A 21,313-nucleotide genomic window follows, 5' to 3' on the forward strand; every position below is an offset into this window, starting at 1 on the left:
AGAACAGATCAAGGAGCGGGGCAAAGGGTGAGCGTCGAAGCCGAGACCGCGATCAGTGAGGGACAGGTGCCGGCCGGTTTTCCGCCGGGGTCGCAGGTTCTGGTGCGCGATGAGCAGTGGCTCGTACGTAAGAGCACGTTCACCCGCCGCGACAAGTGGATGATAGAGGTGACCGGGGTGTCACCGTTTGTCCGCGGTGTGGAGGCCGTCTTCTACCAGAGCCTCGACGACATCCGGATCCTCGATCCGCGCGAGACGAAGCTGGTGGCGGACGACTCGGCGAATCACCGGCGGGCCCGGTTGTTCCTGGAGGCGGTGTTCCGCAAGACTGCGCTGCCGCAGACTGAACACGGCCTCGCGCTCGCGGACGGGTTCCTGATGCACCCGCAGGTGCATCAGCTCCGTCCTGCCGAGCTAGCGCTGTCAATGAAGAACCCGCAGCCGCGGGTTCTGATCGCGGACGTGGTGGGCCTGGGTAAGACCCTGGAGATCGGCATCCTGCTGGCCGAGCTGATCCGCCGCGGTCGCGGTGAGCGGATCCTCGTGGTGACGCCGCAGCACATCCTGGAGCAGTTCCAGCGGGAGCTGTGGACGCGGTTCGCGATCCCGCTGGTCCGGCTGGACTCGACCGGCATCCAGCGGGTGCAGAGGGAGATCCCGGCGGGCCGGAACCCGTTCGCGTATTTCAAGCGGGCGATCATCTCGGTAGACACGCTGAAGAGCGCCGTCTACGCCCATCACCTGGAGCAGACCGGCTGGGACGCCGTCGTCATCGACGAGTCGCACAACCTGGTCAACCGGGGCACCCAGAACAATGAGCTGGCCCGGCTGCTCGCCCGCAAGACCGACGCGCTGATCCTCGCCTCGGCCACGCCGCACAACGGGCGGGCGGAGTCGTTCGCCGAGCTGATTCACATGCTGGACGAGGCCGCGATCGCCGATCCGACCAACTACGACGTCGAGAAGCTCGAACACCTTTACATCCGGAGGACGAAGACCTCACCGGAGGTACGGGACTCGCTGACCGGTTCGTGGCCGGATCGCGGGCCGTCGACACCGGTGCACGTATCAGCAGGCCCTGCTGAGGCCGCGGTGTTCGCGGAACTGATCGAGCGGTGGATCCCGGCCGAGGGTGGCACGTCGGTCAGCACCCATCAGCTGGTGCCGTACCAGCTACTCAAGTCGTTCCTCTCCTCGCACCGGGCATTACAGGCGACCATCCGGACACGGTTGAAGACGATCCACGCGTCCTTGGCCGAGAAGCCGGGGGACAGGGCACGCCTCGCGGAGCGGACAGCCCTCACGACGTTGCAGGAGCTGACCGGGCGCATCCAGGATGACGACGCGTCGAAGCTGACCGCCCTGGTGGCGCAGTTGCGTGAGTTTGGTGTCGGGCCGGGTTCGGACACCCGAGTCGTGATCTTCTCGGAGCGCATTCCGACACTCACCTGGCTGGCCGAAGCCGTTCCCGCCGCCCTCGGGTTTCCGGCCGTCGCTCAGGCGGCCGATCGCAAGCCGTGGACGGCGTTCGGTGGCGCGGTGCAGGTCATGCACGGCGAGTCGACCTCGGATGAGGAGCAGCAGCGCATCGTCGAAGCGTTTGGCCTTCGTGACGCCCCGGTCAGGATGCTGTTCACCGGTGACATCGCCTCCGAGGGCGTCAACCTTCACCAGCAGTGCCACATCCTGATCCACTACGACCTGCCGTGGTCACTGATCCGGATCGAGCAGCGCAACGGCCGCATCGACCGGTACGGACAGAAGCACTCGCCGCAGTTCCGTGCCCTGGTACTCACCAGCGAGCTGCCGTGGCGTACCGACCCGGAGTCCGGTGCGGCACGCACCCTGGACGACCGTCTGGTCGGTGAGAAGCTGCTCGCGCGTGAGGCCGAGGCCCACAAGATCGAGGGCTCCGCGGAGGCCGTGACCGGTCTGTACCGGGCGCAGGAGGAAGAGGACCGGCTGATCAAGGACCTGGTCGCCGGCCGGACTGTCGAGCAGTCGATCAAGAAGTCCCGGGCCGGTCGGACCGGTTTCCTCGCCAAACTCGTCGGCCAGGTCGGCGCCGTCCCGGAGCGTAAGGAAGTCCTGAGGGCAAAGGTTTTGAAGCTCTTCTCCTCGACGGCGGACTACTTCGACGAGGGCCTGCGGCAGATCTGCCGCCCCAACCCCGAGGACCAGCTGTCGCTCTACCGCGACGACAACGGCACCATCGCCTTCGAGCCGCCGGCTGATCTGCTGTACCGGCTGCGGTCGCTGCCCCGGTCGTACCTGAAGGAGCAGCAGATCCTGCCGGGGCCGGACTCACCAGGCCGGCTGCGCATCACCTTCTCCAAGGATCTCGCCGACGCCCGGCTGACGGCGGCACGGGAGAGTTCGGACTCGCAGTGGCCGACGGTCTCCTACGTGACCGATGTGCATCCGGTGCTGGACTGGCTCACCGACAAGGTGCTCGTCGAGGTCGGTCGGCACGAGGCGCCGGTCCTGGCCGCGGGCGTGACCGAGCCGGTGTTCCTGGTGCAGGGCATCGCGTCGAACCGGCTCGGCCGGCCGACGATCGTCAAGTGGATGGCGGTCACCGGCCTGCCCGATGACCCCAAGACCAAGGAACTGACTCCTGAGTTGCTGGCCGAGTACGGTCTCGGGCCGCGGATGCCCGCCCGCGCGGAACCGAGTGATCTGGACGGGCTGACGAAGCTGGTGCCGGACGCGATCGAGGAGGCCCGCCGGCACTTCGGCGAGATCGAAGGCGGGTATCGCGCCGACATCAAGCGGACCCTGGAGCCGTACCGGGACAAGGTCAGCAGGTGGAAGCAGGAGGCGCTGTTCGCCGGGTCGCGTCCGGATCACCAACAGGTCGACAGCACGGCCGAACGCCTAATGCAGCTGGTGGCGTCACTGGAGTCGGTCGGGGCGCCGATGTTGCGGCTCATGGCAGTGCTGGAACCGCTCGCTGACGGGGGGAAGGGAACACACCGATGAGCCGCGACTACGACTCACTCACCAACCGGGGCGAGTACCTCTCCGCGCACTACATGGCCGAAGACCTGGACACCGATCTGCGGAAAGGGATCTTCGCGGTCTGGACCGGGCGCGAGGGCGACGAGAACGACCACCGGCGTACGCCGCGCGAGCTGATCCGTGGTCTACGCGGCAGCTACCTCGGCGAAGACGGACGGCGGTACTTCGCCGCGGCGGTGGAAACGGACGGCGACGGCCCGACCAGTCTGGCAACGTACGCCAACCCGGAGTGGCGCAAGCGGCTGACCGAGTGGTACCAGGAGGTATTGCGAGCCCTCGGCTTCGAGCCCGCACCGGTGGAGCTCGTCGCCCACCGGGCCGGCCGCGACCACACCGTCACCGTTGCGCTTCACACCGACGGGATCATCGCGCTGGACTGCGGCTGGACCGGCAACGCCGACACTGCCCTCGACCCGAACGGCGCCGGCCGACTGCTGCATCCCCTGCACGTCAGCGGATCAGAGCGGTACGAGAGCGGCGCCGCGCTCGCGTCGTGGCTGTTCCAGAGCGAGATCGGCGGTCCCGGCGGTACCAGGCCGCGTTTCGTACTGCTGCTGCACGGTGGCGTGATCATCCTCGCCGACCGCGGCACCTGGGCCGAGGGACGCTATCTCGCCGCGAACCTCGACACGGCGTTGGAACGTTACGACCGGACCCAGACCGGCGAGCTGTCGACCATCGCCGCCCTGTTCAGCCGGGACATGCTGCGCCCCGGCGACAACGATCCGACCCGCCGGATCGACGTCCTGCTGAAGAGCTCCAGCAGCAATGCGGTGGGCGTCTCCAAGGAGCTGCGGCACGGCCTGCAACGCTCCGTCGAGATTCTCGCCAACGAGGTCCTGCGCCGCATGGCGGAGCCGGCCAACAACGTACGCCCGGAGGACATCGAGAGCCCGAAGCTGCCGTTCGCCCGGGAGCTGACCCGCGAGTGCCTGCGCTACCTCTACCGGATCCTCTTCCTGCTCTACGCCGAGGCCCGACCCGAGCTGGGCATCCTGCCGACCGACGACGACAGCTACGAGAGCGGCTACTCGATGGCCCGGCTGCGGGAGCTGTGCGCGCTCGACGAAGAGCTCGTCGAGGAGGAGTCGAGAAACGGCTTCCATCTGTACGCGTCCCTGGACCTGCTGTTCAACAAGGTCAACTTCGGGCACCGGATCTACGGCACCGAACCTGACGATGACCTTCCCGGCGACGATGAGGAAACCCGCCGGGAGAAGGCAGAACGGCGCAGTGAGGATCACGGGCTGCGTTTCGAAGCTCTTCGCAGCACCCTGCTCGAACCCGGTGCCATCCGGCTGATCGGCAGGCAGACCCTCGACCCGCGCAGCGATGAGGACGAAGACCCGCGCTGGCTCGACCTGCGGCCCCGCAACGCTGCCCTGCACGAGGTGCTGCGTCTGCTCACCATGAAGCAGGGCAAGAAAGGCGAGCGCGGAGGCTTCATCTCTTACCGCAACCTCGGCATCAACCAGCTCGGTGCCGTCTATGAGGGTCTGATGTCCTACAGCGGTGTCATCGCCGACGAGGAGCTCTGCGAGGTCGCGCGCGAGGGGAACCCGGAGGAGGGCTCGTGGCTGGTGCCCGCCCACCGCCAGCAGGACTACCCGGACGAGACGCTGGTCCGCTACAGCGAGGCAGACGCCCGGCATGGGCTGCGCGGCGTCAAGAAGTACGCGAAGGGCTCGTTCGTCTACCGCTTGTCCGGCCGGGAGCGAGAGACCTCCGCCTCGTACTACACGCCGGAGTCGCTGACGAAGGTCACTGTCGAGCTGGCGCTCAAGGAACGTCTCGACCAGGAGCGCGACGCCGACGGCAACCCGATCAAGACCCGGGCGGCGGAACTGCTGTCGTACCGGCTCTGCGAGCCGGCACTCGGGTCCGGCGCGTTCCTGAACGAGGCGATCAACCAGGTCGCCGAGGAATACCTGCGCCGCAGACAGGACGAACTGGGACGCTCCATCCCGTCTGGTCAGGTACTCACCGAAGAACAGCGGGTCAAGGCCTACATCGCCCTGCACAATGCATACGGCGTGGACCTCAACCCGACCGGCGTCGAGCTGGCCGAGGTATCGCTGTGGCTCAACACCATGCACCCCGGCATGCTCGCGCCCTGGTTCGGCCTACACCTGCGGCGCGGCAACTCGCTCATCGGCGCCCGGCGCGCGGTCTACTCCGCCGAGGACGTCTGCTCCACCGCCAAGGAGTGGCTCAAGGCCAAGGGAACCCTGGTCCCGACACCGCTGCCGATGAGTGACGAGAACGGCAACCCCCAGCCGCTGCCGGCCGACGCCGTGCACCAGTTCCTGCTTCCCACCCCGGGCTGGGCCGCGGTCGCCGGCAACACCGAGGCGAAGCAGCTCTCCACCGACCAGAACAAGAAACTCGCTGACTGGAAGAAGGGTATCCTCCAGCGGCCGACCAGGAACACCTCCCATCTCAAGGCGGACGGCGCCCCGAAGCTGATCGGCAGCCCGAAGCAGCCGCAGCAGGAAAAGCCTTCCCAGTTCACCCGGCTCCGGGATGCTGCCCGACGCGCCGAGTTCCTCTGGGCCGCGGTCGTCAAGCGGATGGAGATGTCCGAGCAGAACATCGCTCGGCGGATCCCGATTTGGGGCGCCGGACCGGACGAACCCGAGTACGGCTTCCTGCACCAGCCCGAGCGATCGACGGCCAAGGAGGAGGTGCTTCGAGACCTCTTCGAGGCAGTCGACACCCCGTACTGGCGGCTAAAACTGGTCATGGACGCCTGGTGCGCCCTCTGGTTCTGGCCAGCCCACCAGGCAGGGCTCCTCGACGGCACCGATGAGGAGTATGAAGTCAATGGCAGTGTCACCCGCGACAGTCTCGCCAGCCTGATCGGTACCACACTCCCCGGCACCGAGCCAACGGCCGAGCTGCCGCAGCAGGAGACGGCCACTGCGGTCCCACCCTCGGCGCCGGCTGCCAGGCGCATGATCGCGCGGCCGATGACGCTCTTCCCGCTGGACGGCGACCAGACGACTTTCGATGACCTCGGGTGGGGCCTGGAGGCCGAACCAGCCCCAGTATCGCAACAGCCACAGAAGAAGGCGGCGAAGAAGACCCCGAAGCCCTCGGCACCGTCGCTGCGCCGCGTCATCCCCCTGAAGAACCTCGACGACTGGCTGGACTTCCTCGAAGCAGTCCTCGGCACCGCCGACATCCCGCAGAACAGCTTCCTTGACGCATACGAGGATCTCGACGAACTCAAGAAGTTCGAGGATCTCCTGCCCCAGTTCATGGGCATGGACACCAAACCACCGGAAGACCGGTTCCCGTGGCTGCGGCTCGTTCGCGATATCGCCGACCGGCAGGGCTTCCTGCACTGGGAGCTCGAGTTCGCGCTGATCTTCACCGAACGCGGCGGTTTTAATCTCCAGGTGGGCAACCCACCATGGGTAAGGCCCCGCTGGGACGCTGACGCCGTGATGGCCGAGTACGAACCGTGGTTCGAACTAGCGGACCGGCCGTCCGAGGCCGACAAGGAGCGCCGACGGCGAGAACTTTTCATGAAGCCGCAGGTAAAAGCTTTTACTCTAGATGAAGTAACCACTAACAGTGCGACAGTTGCGCTTCTCGGGTCACCCCAGATGTATCCCCTGCTGGTAGGGACCCTGCCAGATCTGTACCGAGCGTTTATGTGCCAGGTGTGGGCGCACACCTCTCATCGTGGAACCGCTGGCATGCTGCACCCAGACACGCACTTCACGGGGGATAAGGAAGGACTTCTGCGGGCAGCCGCGTATCGCCGACTCCGCGTTCACGGCGACTTCGTAAACTCGGGCCAGCGTTTCTTCCCTCGCCCGGTCGGGGATACCGCACACTTCGGCATCCACGTTTACGGACGGCCTGGGGAGATTAAGTTCGATCACTTGTCATGGCTGGTGTCGGCCGACGCACTACGCCTTTCTCGCGATCATGACGGCTCAGGTGAGGTGCCCGGCATCAGGTACATGAACCGTGAGTTTGATGAGCGACCACACCGCTCCCGGGTTGTGACCGTGGATGATGAGGTCCTTGCGGTCTGGCGCAGGCTGCTTGATGAAGAGAACCGGCCACTCGATCAGGCACGCCTGCTATTCCCGGTGAGCATCGCAGAGGCATCCGCCATCGAAGCTATCGCCGAGCATCCGTTGCGCCTGAGCGCGCTGAATCCACAGATTTCGCCCGGCTTTAATGAAACCGGGGCTAAGAAGGCAAAGCTAATCGACTATAACCGGGAGGATTCAATCACTGGGCGGGCGTATCAGCCCAAGAGTTGGAGCGAGATTGTCCTAAAAGGGACGCAGCTAAGCATTGCCACCCCGGTATTCAAGCGACATGACGCGAACAGCAACGATCCATATGGTGTCGATTTAGTATCCCTGCCACCTGATTTCGTCCCAGACTCGGCTTATCTTGCCGTCTCTGGACGCGAGGAAGCGTACCGGAAAGCCCAGGATCGATGGCTCGACCATGTCGAACTGGCGCAACTCCGAGCGAACGATGAGGCCGTTAATGACGCTCGGGCTCTAGTCGCCGAAGTTGGCAATATCCCAGAATCGGACGTTGACCCTGAAAAGGTCGATGCCGTTCTGATCGAAAGGTCTCGGCGGCCATACGTTGAGTTCTTTCGAGTCGCATGGCGGCGACTCATTGCATCAAATACAGAACGAGCTTTGTACGCTGCCCTTATTCCGCCTGGGCCAACACATATCGACGGCATGCAGAGCATGCTCATGTCAAGCAACCGCCACACCGCTTTGACGGCGGGCTTCCTGGCTTCACTTCCACTTGACTATCTTCTACGTGCAACGGGAATCGCCAACTTGCACGTTTCCGTGGCTAAGGCGATGCCCGCACCGGAGGTCAACCACCCTTTAGCGTCCGCGCTTCTTCTGCGGACATTACGCCTAAACTGCCTTACCTCAGCGTACCGCGACCTCTGGGGGGAGACTTACAGCGCCGAATGGCTAACCAGTGAGGAGTGGGCAATCGATTGGCCAGGCCTGCCATCTTTGGCTTCGGTTGGGCCAGAATGGACTTCTGAGACGCCGCTGCGGAGTGAGCGCGTTCGACGGGCCGCGCTAGTCGAAATCGATGCACTTGTGGCCGTCTGGTTAGGGATGAGCGCCGACGCTCTGGTCGCGGCTTACCGGGGTCGCTTCCCCGTTCTACAGAAGTACGAAGCCGTGACCTGGTTCGACGCGGACGGCTGGAAGCTCGCCGGGAACCCCCGGACTATCGGTCAGCGTCAGACTAAGGTGACCTGGGCGCAGTTCGAGGCGTACCAGAACGATAAGTCCGAGCCGAAGACGATCGCGCCTCCGGAGGGCTTCATCCCTCCGTTCTACAAGGCGGACCGGGTAGCCGAGATGAAAGCGGCGCATGCCGTGTTCCAGTCTCGGCTGGATGCGGCGATTACTCGCGGTGAGTGGGATCCTGTCACTCGGAAGGCGGCGTCGCAGTGAGGCCGACCTTGGAGGCGCGTGGGCTGAAGGAGAGCCTGCTGCAGTACCTCTCGACCACGTATGCCCTGGCCGACGAGGGTGCCCGTGAGGCGCTGCACCGTTTCCTCGGCAACGAGACGGCGGGCATGTTCCGTGGCCCTTTCCTGCGTATCAGGACACCATTCACCACCGCCGCTGCAGGTTGGGAAGAACACTTGGAGTGGCGGCGGGAGGGTTGGACCCCGTACGCCCATCAGGCTCGGGCTTTTGCCCGGCTGAGCTCGGCGAACGGGCACGTGCCGGAGCCGACGCTGGTCACAACAGGCACGGGCTCCGGTAAGACGGAGTCGTTCCTCTACCCGATCCTCGATCACTGTCGCCGGGAGCGGGCGGCCGGGCGGTCCGGGGTGAAGGCGCTGTTGCTGTACCCGATGAACGCGCTCGCGACCGACCAGGCTCAGCGGATCAACGAGCTGCTTCTCGGGCACCGCGATGAGCTGGGCACCCTGACGGCCGGTCTCTACATCGGCGATCGGGCCGCGATTCAGTACGAGCGGGTCTATACCCGTCGGCAGGACATGCAGCTCACCCCGCCGGACATTCTGATCACCAACTACAAGATGCTCGACCTGCTCCTTCAGCGGGTTGACGACGCGCCGCTGTGGCAGGACGCGGACCTCCGGTACGTGGTCGCGGATGAGTTCCATACCTACGACGGCGCGCAGGGCACCGACGTCGCGATGCTGCTGCGCCGACTCGCCTCAGTCGTGGGTGCCGGCGAGGAGGGCAGCCCGCTGGGACGGATCTGCCCGGTGGCCACGTCGGCGACGCTCGCCTCGGCGTCCGACGAGCGTGGCACCCAGGATCTGCTGAAGGTGGCGACGGCGGTGTTCGGCACCCCGTTCACCGCCGAGGCGATCGTCGGCGAGGACCGGCTCACCATCGACGAGTTCATCCCACTCGGCGATATCGGGGAGCTGCCGGATGAGGGCGTGATTCTGCCGACCCCGACGCCGGACGAGTTGCTCGCACTGCCGGACCCGACCAGTGGGGACGATGCGCTCCTGTTGCTGGCGCATGCGGTGACCGGTGTCGAGGATCTGGATCAGATCGAGCTTGGCAGGCGACTCAAACGGCACTTGTTCACGAAGGCGCTTCTTCTAGCTCTCGAGGGCGATGTGAAGACCGGCCCGGATGTGCTGCGGCTGATGTGGCGTGCTGGTGCGCAGAGCTGGTCGTCGGCGATCACCCGGCAGCCGGAGAAGGCCGCTGCCGCGTTGGCCAGGTTCGTCGCGCTGCTCTCGTACGCCCGAGATCCTGATTCGTCGCCCGATGAGCTCCGGCCGTTCGTGCACGTGGAGGTGCACCAGTGGGCTCGGGCCGTGACCCGGCTGCTGCGTGGGGTGCTGCCGTGGCCAAAGGCAGAGTTCCGGTGGGACGTCGCCGGAACCAGGGATCTCGGCGCCGATCCGGGCGCGGTGACCGTGCCGGTGACCACCGCTACCGCCGGGCAGGCCGCGAACCTGTTCCTGCCGGCGGTCTACTGCCGGGACTGTGGTCGCTCCGGCTGGGCGGTCTTCTCACCGGAGAGCGACGACTGGGATGTCCAGTTCGACAGTTACAAGATCCGCCGGGCCTCGACGGGGCAGGACAAGGTTCGGGTCCGCTACCTGATCGCTGCCACTGACCGGGAGGCCGCCGAGGGCGCCGGCGGCAACACCATGCGTGATGCCGGCCAGCGTGTCGGAGCACCGTCGGCGGCACAGGCTTCTGGCGGGACGCTGATGGTGCTGGACGCCGTCCGGCAGCGGCTGCGGCCGCCGGACCCGGGCTCCGACTACAACGAAGACGGGCAGCCCGCACTGACCGCGCGGGATTCGACCTTCCTGCTGGTCAACCTTGGTTCGACGGCGAACACGGCCGCGGCGGAGGACTGGTGCCCGGCGTGCGGTGAGCGCAACGCCATCCGCTTCCTCGGCACCGGGGCAGCAGCGCTGGCGGCAGCGGCGATCACGCAGATGTTCACCGCCGGCGAGCTGGACAAGGCGGCGTTCGAGGACAAGACCCTCATGTTCAACGACTCGGTCCAGGATGCGGCCCACCGGGCCGGTTTCGTGGCGAACCGGTCGTACACGTTCTCGCTGCGGGCGTTACTCGCCGCACACCTGCGACATAAGTCCGGCACCGCGCTGAACGACCTGATCGCCGACGTGGTGTCGGCGACAACCGATGCGCAAACGCTGGCCGCGGTCGTACCTCCGGATCTGCATGGTCTGCTCGGTGTCGACCGGCTGTTGTCCGGGCGCGGGCGCGGCGGTGACCTGGCCACCTGGCAGTTGATCGGGCAGCGACTGGCCTTCGAGACGCTGATGGAGTTCGGGTTCCGCTCCCGGAGGGGCCGCACCCTGGAACTCACCCGTACCGCGGCGGCGCATGTCCACGTCGCCGAACCGGCAGCCGTAACGGCGCTGGTCAAGGAGATCCATCTCGATCTGGGCCGGGAGGGCCTACCGAGCTTGGAGATCGACGACGCCACCTACCTGGGTTTCGTCCGAGTGTTTCTGGAACGGCTCCGCAGCCGCGGCGCGGTCTCGCACCGGTGGCTGAGCAAGTACATCGACGAGTCGGGGACGAGTCGGTATTTCATCTGGGGGCAGCGCCCGCAGGGCATGCGAGCGTTCCCGAACCGGGTCGCGGCGCCGAAGTTTCTGCTCGCGGCGCCGAAGAACGGTAGCGACTTCGACGTGGCCTCCGGCCGGCTGTCCTGGTACGAGCGGTGGGCGGGCCGCACTCTCGGGCTATCCCGCGAGGTCATCCCGGAGTTCTGGTACCGGCTGTTGCCCGAGCTGACCTCGGCTGGGCTGCTGTCCGTCCGTACCCCGAATGATTCCTCCGCCCGTATCTACGGCCTGCAACCGGGCAACGTCCAAGCCCTGCTGCTCGACGACAGCCAGGTACGGGAGGCCTTCGTACGCTGCCCGGTCTGTTTCTGGGAGCAGACGGTGCATCCGTCGTTGCTCGACCAGTGGCACGGCCAGCGATGCCCCGCCTATCGGTGCCGCACCGGCCAGTTGATCGCCGGCAACCGGCCGATGGAACTCGGGCGCCACCAGCGCGACCGTGACTACACCCAGGACTACTACCGCCGGCTCTATCGGCAGGCTGGCACCTATCAGGTGAATACCGCCGAACACACCGGCATGCTCACCCGTCAGCAGCGGGAACGGGTCGAGCAGGCGTTCAAGCAGGGCCGCAAGCCCGACGAGACGGGCGTGGTGGCGTTCAAGAATCCGAACGTCCTGTCCTGCACGCCGACGCTGGAGATGGGTATCGACATCGGGGACCTCTCCGCTGTGGTGCTCGCCGCGCTGCCTCGCCGACCAGCGGGCTACGCCCAGCAGACCGGACGCGCCGGGCGGCGTACCGGCAACGCGTTCCTGCTTACCATCGCCGACCGCTCCCGGCGCGACCTGTATTTTCTGGACCAGCCGAAGGAACTCATCGCCGGGACGATTGTGCCGCCTGGCTGCTACCTGTCCGCGGTGGAGATCCTGCGCCGGCAGTACCTCGCCCACCTGCTCGACCTCGCCGCGGTCGGCCGTTTGACCCGCTCCGACGGCGTCGTACTGCGGGCGCTGCCGGACCGGGTGAACGCGCTGTTCGGGCCGTCCGGGTATCTCGTCGACCTCATCGAGGTCGCCATCGCTCAGGCCGCCGAACTCGTGGACGGTTTCCTCCGGCTGTTTCCCCGCGACGACGGCGCCGACCTGTTACCGCGCGGTGTCACCGACGATGCGCGTAACGATCTCATCGAGTACGCCACACACGGTCTTCGGGCGGCCCTGGAAGAGGCCGAGCGGGAGTGGCGACGCCAGAACGAAGGATTGCGGGCCCGGATCCGGACGATCAGCGAGGCCTACGACGAGCTGCACGACTCCGATCCAGACGAGGCAGACGAGAAGGCGATGCTGGACGCCGAGCGGCGAGCGCTCGGCAAACGGCTCATGGACCTCGGCAACACCACAGCACAGGGCGCGTTGTGCGACCTGGGCCTGCTACCCAACTACGCCCTGGTCGACACCGTCACGACACTCAACGCCACGCTGTACGGCCCGGACGGGGTGAACCCCAAGGACGGCAAAACGCCCCGGTACAAGTCGAAACCGGTGAGCTACCAGCGGCCCCGGCGATACGCCCTGGAGGAGTTCGCCCCCGGCAACACCTTCTACGTCAACGGCTACCGCCACCAGATCACCGGCATCGACATCATCACGTCCGGCCGGCCCGAGTGGCATCACTGGCGCGTCTGCCCGGGGTGCGGGTACATCCGCACCGAAGACGCCGTGCACGACCGTTCTGCCTGCCCCCGATGCGAAAGCACCTACATCGCCGACGACGGCTGCCTCTTCCAGATCGTCGAACCGTCGACCGTGACCTCACGTGACCTGCGGGAGGACGCCCGCATCCGGGACGACAAGGACGAGCGCGACCGCCGCTTCTACACGGTCGTCGACGCGGTCGACTTCCCCGACGACGAGATCGCCCCCGGGTCGTGGCGGCACTCGAGTCAGACCTTCGGCGTCGACTACTGCCGGCGCGCGATGATCCGGCGCATCAACGTCGGGCCGGCCCGCTACGACGCGCCGCCGCGGGACGACTTCGCCGGGCACACCGTACGGATCAACCCGTTCCACGTCTGCACCGGATGTGGGGCGACGAGCGCGGACGGCCAGCCGGTCTTCAATCTGGAATCGGACGCTCTCACCTCCTCGCAGACGCGCAACCCGCAACTGAAGAATCACCGGCCGTGGTGCCCGCTGCGCCGCGGGAAGCCGGACAACATCAAGCAGGAGCCAGTCCTGCTCGCTCACCAGTTGCGGACCGAGGCGCTGCGCATCCTGCTCCCCGCCGCGGCTGCCGACGTCGACACCCGGGTGCACTCCTTCCGGTCCGCGCTGCGGATGGGCGTGGACCTGCACTTCGGCGGCGACCCGCAGCACCTGGACACCACGGTCGCCTCGATGCCGGACCAGGCGAGCGGGGAACGCCGCTGGTTCCTGGTCCTCTACGACCGGCTTCCGGGAGGCACCGGTTACCTGGACCGGCTCACTAAGGCCGAGGACTTCCAGAAGGTGCTCCTGAAGGCGCACGCCGCACTGCTCGACTGCAAGTGCAAGGATGAACAGCGCCGGGCCTGCCATCGCTGCCTGCACCGATACACCCCCGAACCGCAGCAGGACCTCGTCTCCCGCAACACCGCGATCCGAATGATCAGCTCGCTGCTCTTCGACGAGGACGGCTGGAAGACCGAACCGGTCGCCAACACCCGGAAGATCGGACTCGACGGCCAGCTGGAGTCCGACCTCGAACAGCGCTTCCTCGACCTGCTGCGCGACTGGGTGTCAGTGACCGACGACGTCTCGCTCGACGAGGACGGTCACGCCAGCGGGCACCTGCGCTTCGCCCGCGGCACCGACCTGGTCCACTGGCGGATGACCGCCCAGCAGCAACTGCGCCGGACCAGGACCGACTTCACCTTCAACCGGGTCGACGGTCCCAGCCAGAGCGTCACCGTCTACTTGGAGGGCTTCCGCTTCCACGCCACTCCTGAGCACAACCGCATCGCGTCGGACTCCCGGCAGCGCACCGTCCTGCGCGCCGGGGGCCACCGCGTCTTCCAGGTCACCTGGTCCGACATCGAGCTGTTCGAACAGCGGCCGACGTCCGCCCGGCCGGTCTGGCCGCCGTACTCAGGAACCGCGCAGGAACAGGCCAAAGACGCGTACGAGGAGTTCGACGGCATCCGGGCCCAGCTGCCCGGAATGGTCTACGCCAACCCGGTGAACACCCTAATCGCCTACCTACGGGACCCCGACGAACGGCGGTGGGCGTCAGCGGCGGGCGCCCTGCTGACCGGGCTGCTGGCCGAGCCGGGAACCGCTCTGCTCACGGCGACGACCGACCGCCGGGAACTGGCCCGGACACTCCGTGCCGAACTCACCGGGCTCACCGCCGGCCAGCCCGAACAGCCCCCGCCTGCTGGCGACCCGGACGCCACGCTGCACGTCTTCCGGACGCACGATCAGGCCGGGCTGCCGATCATCGCCACCCTCGACGCTAACGATCCGGACCACCCGCGCTGGACGGCGCTCGCGGCCCTCGACGACCGTGACGTCGCACTCACCGACGATGGTCACTGGAAGCGCTGGCGCTCCTGGCTCTACTGGACGAACCTCACCCAGTTCCTAACGTACGCCGGCGGTGACGGAGTCCAACTGGCCTACAGCACCGCCGCCGAACTCGACCTCGACACCCTCGTCGTCTGCGGCGGCGTCGGTGAACTCGACTCCCTGAACGGCTCACCGCCGCCGAAGCCATCGGTCAGCGTCGACGAACCCGCCGCGGCGACATCCGGACGGCGGGACCCACAGTGGGACGACGAGATCCTGGAGATACTCGACGATGAGCCGGAACACGGCGGTGAACTCGGTGTTCTCGCCCGTAGCCTGGCCGACCGGGGCAAACGCGCACCCGTGTTCGGCTACGAACTCGGCGCCGGCCGTTGGCAGGTGGACTTCGCCTGGGTCCGGCCGAACTTCAAGATCGCAGTAGTGGCCCTGCACGGTGACGACACCGACGCACGGCACCGGGACGAGGCCTACGCCAAGGAAGGCTGGACGATGCGAACCGCGGCCGAATGGCTCCAACACCTCGACGAGCTCGAAGACCTGCTGCCCGACATGGAAGACTCCGAATCATGACCGCGCGACTCAGCCTGCACTACAAGGCCGAGGAAGAGCTCTACAAGCTCGACCGGACGGTCAAGGGCCTGTTCTACGACTTCTGCCACCGCTTCCGGAAGAACCCGGACCAGCCCGGTCTGGACCTGAAGAAACTCAAGGGCGACTCCCGCATCCACCGCGCCAAGATCAACCAGTCGTACCGGGCGCTGCTGATCCCGGTGGAGACCGACGACCGGGGCCGCCAGCACTGGCTGATCATCGCGGTCCGGCATCGCAAGGATGTGTACGACGAGCTCCAGGTCGCGGTCAACCGGGTCACCGGAGAGCTGGAGTTCGTCGACCTCGCGGTGATGGGCGACAGCTCCCTGCGGCGTGCCGGGATCACACTCACCCCGGCCGAGCCCGACGCCACGCCTATGCCGGCTCCAGCGCCGTCGGTCGAGCCGGAGCCGGTCCTGGACCGTCCACCCCTGCTCAGCGCCTTCACCCCCGACCAGCTCCGCGACCTCGGGGTCGCCGAGCAGCTCATCGACCTGGCCTTGGCCGTCACCACCGACGAGGAACTCGACAGGCTCGTTTCGGGCGCACCGCTGCTGTCCAAGGATGTGCTTTACGGGCTCGCCGCCGGGATGAGCCTCGACTCGGTGCTCGAAGAGGTGACCCGACCGGTAGAGCTGCCCACAAAGCCGGACCTCACCGACATCTCTACCGCAGTCAGCCGCACCAACGTCTCTTCAGTCGACGACGATGTGCAGGCCGCCCTCGCCGAGGGAAGCTTCCGCACCTGGAAGCTCTACCTGCACCCGACCCAGGCCCAAATCGCCCGGCGCGACTACACGGGCGCGGTCCGGGTCTCCGGCGGTCCCGGCACCGGCAAGACCGTCGTCGCGCTGCACCACGTCAAACACCTCGCCGAGCAGCTGACCGACGGCGGCGTGCAGATCCTGTTCACCACCTTCACCGCCAACCTCGCCGCCGATCTGCGGCTCCGCCTCACCTCCCTGATCAGCGATCCGAAATTGCTGGCCCGGGTCGACGTCCTGCACATCGACCAGCTCGCCGCCCGCGTCATCGGCGAAAACACCGACCAGCGCAATCGCCGCAAGCGCATCAGCGACCAGGCAGCCACCACCGAGATGCGGCAACTGCTCGTCGAACTCGACGAACAGCGCTGGGAGGCCGACTTCCTCCTCGACGAGTGGGAGCAGGTCATCCTCGGCCAGGCGCTGCGGAGCCGGTCGGACTACTTCAGCGCCCGGCGCGGCGGGCGTGGCCGAGCCCTCACCCGGCCGGAACGCAGCCAGGTCTGGAAACTCATCGAGCAGTTCGCCGCCCGCCTGGACAAGCTCGGCGCCGAGACCTGGGGTCAGGCCGCCGAACGCGCCGCCCGCTTCGAGATCGAGCGCGCCGCCGCAGCGGAGCGTTACCAGGCCTCGCCTCCCGCCATCGACGACAGCTCCGGCTCCCGGCCCGCCCCATACCGGTACAAGCACGTCGTCGTCGACGAAGCCCAGGACCTCCGCGCCGCTCATTGGAAGATGCTGCGTGCCATGGTCAAACCGGGACCGAACGATCTCTTCATCGCCGGCGACACCCACCAGCGGATCTATGACCACCAGGTCTCCCTGGGCGCCTTGGGCATCAACATCCGAGGCCGCTCACGCCGGTTGACCCTCAGCTACCGCACCACCCGGGAGATCTTGGAACGTGCCCTCCGGATCGCCGAAGGCAGCAAAACCGTCTACGACGACCTCGACGACGGCGTCGACAACCTCTCCGGATACCGGTCCGTCCTGAACGGCCCCGCGCCGACATTCACCGGATATCAGAATTGGCCGGACGAACTGGCCGGCGTCGGCACGCTGCTACGGGGATGGCGCGACGAGCTCTCCGACGAAAACGACGACGGCCTCCGCCAAGACCCGGCCGGCCACGTCGCCGTCGCAGTCGCCGACAACGAACAGCTGACTCAGGTCATCGAGTATTTAGAAACCCAAGGCGGCCTGACCTGCGCCGAACTCACCAAGGACGGGCCGCGCGGCGACGGCGAGATCCACGTGGGGACGATGCACCGGTTCAAGGGACTTGAGTACCAGCGGCTGGCGATTGTCGGCGTGCGCAAGGGCGCGATCCCGCGTCCCTACATCGAACGCTACCGCCGGCCCGACCCGCAGCGGTACGAGCACGAGCAGCGCAAGGCCCGGTCGTTGCTGTTCGTCGCGGCGACCCGAGCCCGGGACGTACTTGCCATCAGCTGGCACGGGACCCCCAGCTCTTTGCTCGACCCGGTGGTCGACGGCTGACAGTAAGGACCCGACGGCCGCGGTGCTGACCTCCAATCCGGATGTCCGCGTTAGTAACGTGATGAGTGGGCGTGTACTCAAACGGCTTACAAACCTCTGGCGGCGCGGTAGGGCCCCTTGGCTCGACTGTGGTTGCGGTGCGTAGGTCAAGTCCTACATCTATCCTCGCAGGTCGACGGCTCGTCGCCGACGTTGTCGCTATCGGTTCGGCACGACAATGCGGTCGTCATCCGATCGAGCGCCTTCGTGAACGCGTGCAGGGCGTCCACCAGCTCGCCGTCGTTGACGGCTTCCTCGCCGCAGGAGTACGTCAGCAACGTGATGCAATGGCTCGCCTACGACGGTATCCAGACCGTGGATACCTGCCCGGACGGGCCGATGCGTCCCGGCGGCGTGCACGTCGGGAGCATGCACCGCTTCGAGAGTCTCGACTACCAGCGGGTTGTCATCGCCGGTGCCAGCGATGGGCTCGTTCGGCGACGTGCCATCGATCGCCTCCAGGACGACGACCCCAAGCGCTGCCGGCAGGAACGAGCCGAAACCAATCCCGTTCTTCGTCGCCGCAACCCAAGCATGCGACCACCTAGCCGTCTTTTTGGCGCGGCAACCGCAGCCCCTTCATCCTGGCGTATCTAGCCGGGTCGACGGTAGGCGTTGATGATCAACCCTCCAAGATGGAACTGGGCCGTTGACATCTGGTCGAGGTCGTCGATACTTTCAAGGGCTGCTCGCCAGACGATTTCCAGGGGGAACGCTCGGTGGCTCTTGATAGTCCAAAGTTGCAAACGGTGTTGGCCGATATCGAGTCGGGGGTGCTGCAACTTCCGGATTTCCAGCGTGAATGGAAGTGGGACGACCAGCGCATCCGGGAGCTGATCGCGACGGTCACCCTTGACTATCCACTGGGTGTCGTCATGACCCTCGAAACCGGCGGCAAGAAGCCGTTCCGTCCCCGGGCGCTCACCGGCGCGGAGTCCGGCTGGTCCACTGCTCCGGACCTGCTGCTGCTGGATGGTCAGCAGCGCCTAACCTCCCTGTTCCAAGCGTTGCACCTCGACCAGCCGGTGCGGACCACTGACGAGCGCGGTCGCGAACTTGAGCGCTGGTACTACGTCGACATCCCCAAGGCCGTCGGCTCGTCGACCGACCGGGACGAAGCCATCGTTTCCGTTCCCAGGGACCGGGTCCTACGCTCCAACTTCGCCCGCAAGGTGGAACTTGACCTGAGTAGCCGTGCACTGGAATGCGCGTCGAGGTACTTCCCGCTGAGCATCGTCTTCGACAGCAACAAGGTCACCGCCTGGCAACGTGTATTCGTGCAAATGGACGACGCCAATTGGGATCTGTGGGCCAAATTTGAGCATGGGATTCTGCACAACGTTCGTTCCTTCCAGGTACCCATGATCAAACTTGCTGCCTCGACCACCAAGGACGCGGTGTGCTCCGTGTTCGAGCGGGTCAACACCGGCGGTGTCCCGCTGAATGTGTTCGAACTGCTGACCGCGACCTACGCCGGCGACAGCGAGTACGAGCGGGATCATGGCGACTATTACCGCTTGCCGGACGCGTGGCAGGACATCAAGAAGAACCTTGCCACCTCTTACCCGGTGTTCGGGCGCACTGAGCAGGGTGTCGACGACGGGCTGAGCAGCAGTGACTTTCTTCAAGCGGTCACGCTCGTCAACACCTGGGAACGCAAGCGGGAAAAGCCGTCCATGGCGGTCTCCTGCAAGCGGCGCGACCTGCTGAACCTGCCGCTGGAGGACTTCATCAGGATCGCGCCCCGGGTCGCGAGCGCGTTCGAATGGGTCGGCGAGTTCCTCAACGAGCAGTTCATCGTGCGTCATGCCGACCTGCCCTACCGGACCCAGCTCGTACCGATGGCCGCGGTGCGGGCGATCCTCCTTGACGAGGAGGCGGACCATCCGAGCACCCGTGAACTCCTCACCCGCTGGTACTGGTGCGGCGTGCTAGGCGAAATGTATGGCGGGGCCACAGAGAGTCGTTTCACTCGCGACGTCGAGCAGCTCATCGCGGGGATAAGGGGCGAACCGTACGGAACTTCTGCCTCATCGATGCGGACTGGTCTGCCTGACACGATAATGGAGGCGGCTTTCCTGGCTGACCGCCTTGACACCCTGACCACCCGTAATAGTGCTGCCTACAAGGGAATCTATGCGCTCCTGGTCAAACAGGGAGCGGTCGACTGGTACCACAGCGAGGGTCCGTTGACCGCCGGCGCTTTGATCCAGCATGCCGTCGCCATCCGGCAGGTGTTTCCCAAGCACTGGCTCGCCCGGAACTACCCCGATGACAACCGCGGCAACTCGATCGTGAACAAGACCCCGCTGTCCTACCGGGCAAGTAAGAGTCTCATTGGCTCCCCATCGGGCTACCTCAAGGTGCTCGCCCGGGAGGCCGGTACCCGGCCCGAATGGTTCGACGACGTTGTTGCCACCCACGTCATCGATCCGGCAACGCTGCACGCGGACGACTTCGACGCCTTCTACGCCGACCGGTCCGCTCGCCTGGTCGAGCTGGTCAACGAGGCGATGGGTAAGCGCACCGTCTTCCGCGCCGAGTCGGACCGGTGAGCATGGCTGATTCTCGCCGCCCCACCCGCGAGGAACTCCTTGCGTTGAAGGGTAAAACCGTGCGAACCGCCGATCTCCTCGCCATGTTCGGCACGCGAATACGCAATCATCAGACCGTGCCGATGATCCAAGAGGCGCTGCACGAGGTCGGGCTTGACACTCACCCCTCGTTCACCACCTGCGGACTTACAACCGAGATGCTGGTCGTCGCGAAGAGTCTGGGGGCCCCAACCGACGATGAAGCCGAAGAGGACGTGCTGCCCGGCACGCTGCCTCAGCAGTCCTTCAAAATCGGCGACGTTCCCTCGGCTCGCAGAGGCGTCGAATCGGTCAACTCCAGCGCCCTGCTCAGCGCAGCGACCCACACAATGCGCCAGAAGAACTACTCGCAACTGCCGGTGATCGACGGCCTTGCCGACATCAAGGGCGTCATCACGTGGGATTCGATCGCCGCTCGCTACGAAAAGGGAGAGGCGCCGACTCTGGCCAGCGCAATGGTCCAGGATGACCTCCCACTGGCCGAGGTGCACCACGAACTCTTCACACGCCTTCCTGAACTTCAGCGGTGCGGGTATCTCCTAGTGAGGGAGAACAACGGCACCTTCGCCGGAATCATCACTGGGGCCGACATTACGGCACGGTTTCACACTCTCGCCCAGCCGTTCTTCCTCGTCGGCGAGATCGAGTTTCGCATCCGGCGATGCCTGGGCCCCAAACTGGCGGGCGATCCGGTCCGAGCATTGAATAAGAAGTACCAATCGGGCGATTTTGCGCAGTTGATGTTCGGCGACTACTTTAAGTTGCTGGCGGCCGATCAGCAGGATGCACGGCTGGCGCAGCTCGCTGACGCCAATTGGACAACCTTGGGGTGGACGGGGGTCGACCGGGCTCAGTTCGTGGCCCAACTGGACCGAGTCAGAATTATTCGCAACAAGATCGCTCACTTCGACGAGCAGCCGCTCAACGAGAAGCAGACCGACGAGCTGTATCAGTTCTCGGGCCTACTCAAGCAACTTCTATGACCAACGACGGCATCTCTTACCTATCGCCGACGGCATACGGGCAGCGAAGATCCACCCATACGGGCCGCCGCGTTTCAGACACGTCGCTTTGGCAAAGGCGATGTTCCAGGTGTTGGTGTTGCGGACCGAAAAGCTTTCGGTAATAGGTGCCCAGGGTGCACCATAAGCGGCACTACGGGC

Annotated in this window: 7 protein-coding genes; all 7 read left to right on the forward strand. The window is 65.9% G+C overall.

Going from position 1 to position 21,313, the window contains the following annotated elements; all coding sequences use genetic code 11:
* Positions 1-27 precede the first annotated feature (27 nt).
* The 7 genes from ACQP2Y_RS03515 (at position 28) to ACQP2Y_RS03545 (ending at position 21,133) form a co-directional block, all read left to right on the forward strand.
* Positions 28-2,982 (forward strand): DEAD/DEAH box helicase, encoded by a 2,955-nt coding sequence (locus ACQP2Y_RS03515; protein WP_433724532.1) that lies wholly within the window; start codon positions 28-30, stop codon positions 2,980-2,982.
* Positions 2,979-8,492 (forward strand): class I SAM-dependent DNA methyltransferase, encoded by a 5,514-nt coding sequence (locus tag ACQP2Y_RS03520; protein ID WP_433724534.1) that lies wholly within the window; start codon positions 2,979-2,981, stop codon positions 8,490-8,492. The genes ACQP2Y_RS03515 and ACQP2Y_RS03520 overlap by 4 nt, the downstream gene beginning before the upstream one ends.
* Positions 8,489-15,232: a DEAD/DEAH box helicase gene (locus tag ACQP2Y_RS03525; RefSeq protein ID WP_433724536.1), complete on the forward strand. Its 6,744-nt coding sequence runs from the start codon at positions 8,489-8,491 to the stop codon at positions 15,230-15,232. Before ACQP2Y_RS03520 ends, ACQP2Y_RS03525 begins: the two co-directional genes overlap by 4 nt.
* The gene (locus ACQP2Y_RS03530) at positions 15,229-17,517 is read left to right on the forward strand and encodes a UvrD-helicase domain-containing protein (protein ID WP_433724538.1); all 2,289 of its coding nucleotides are present in this window, start codon (positions 15,229-15,231) and stop codon (positions 17,515-17,517) included. The genes ACQP2Y_RS03525 and ACQP2Y_RS03530 overlap by 4 nt, the downstream gene beginning before the upstream one ends.
* A gap of 246 nt (positions 17,518-17,763) precedes the next feature.
* Positions 17,764-18,153 (forward strand): hypothetical protein, encoded by a 390-nt coding sequence (locus ACQP2Y_RS03535; protein ID WP_433724540.1) that lies wholly within the window; start codon positions 17,764-17,766, stop codon positions 18,151-18,153.
* A gap of 152 nt (positions 18,154-18,305) precedes the next feature.
* Positions 18,306-20,111 carry a GmrSD restriction endonuclease domain-containing protein gene (locus tag ACQP2Y_RS03540; protein ID WP_433731718.1) on the forward strand — a complete coding sequence of 602 codons (1,806 nt, stop codon included), beginning with the start codon at positions 18,306-18,308 and terminating at the stop codon, positions 20,109-20,111.
* A gap of 2 nt (positions 20,112-20,113) precedes the next feature.
* Positions 20,114-21,133 carry a CBS domain-containing protein gene (locus ACQP2Y_RS03545; protein ID WP_433731721.1) on the forward strand — a complete coding sequence of 340 codons (1,020 nt, stop codon included), beginning with the start codon at positions 20,114-20,116 and terminating at the stop codon, positions 21,131-21,133.
* Positions 21,134-21,313 lie beyond the last annotated feature (180 nt).

The sequence above is a fragment of the Actinoplanes sp. CA-051413 genome, from assembly GCF_050955795.1.
Taxonomy (GTDB): Bacteria; Actinomycetota; Actinomycetes; order Mycobacteriales; family Micromonosporaceae; genus Actinoplanes.